This window comes from Mesorhizobium sp. M2E.F.Ca.ET.219.01.1.1 (assembly GCF_004016445.2).
Classification (GTDB): domain Bacteria; phylum Pseudomonadota; class Alphaproteobacteria; order Rhizobiales; family Rhizobiaceae; genus Mesorhizobium.
Genome location: NZ_SADT02000090.1, coordinates 1 through 378, shown reverse-complemented (window position 1 = coordinate 378; position 378 = coordinate 1). Strand labels below are relative to the sequence as shown.

Sequence of the window (378 nt, the reverse complement as noted above, 5' to 3'; positions counted from 1 at the left end):
GTTAGTGTTTACCTAACAGCTGTCGCGCCCTGTCACGCCAAGCCCAAAAACACTTCTGGCCGCATGGTCGCGGAGATGAACTGGTTCGGCGATATGATAATTGGTGACATCCACGGCAAGATCTGCCGTGACTATGCAAAAGCGCACGGGGGCGGTGCCGCCGCCAGGCGACAGTTGGAGGACCTGCGGGCGGCGCTGAACCACTATCACCGAGAAGGCTATGTGACCTCGACGCCGGCGATCGTGCTGCCGCCGAAGTCCGCGCCAAGGGACCGCTGGCTTACCCGTGACGAGGCAGCAGCATTGCTTCGCGCTGCTTGGCGCATGCGGCAGTCCTGGAAGGGCCAGCCTAGCGACCGTCGCACAGGGCGCCACGTC

1 pseudogene is annotated in these 378 nt (G+C 63.2%); it reads left to right on the top strand.

The window, feature by feature from the left end:
• Positions 1-93: 93 nt before the first annotated feature.
• Positions 94-378, top strand: a pseudogene (locus EN862_RS36670) (site-specific integrase); the annotation flags it as partial.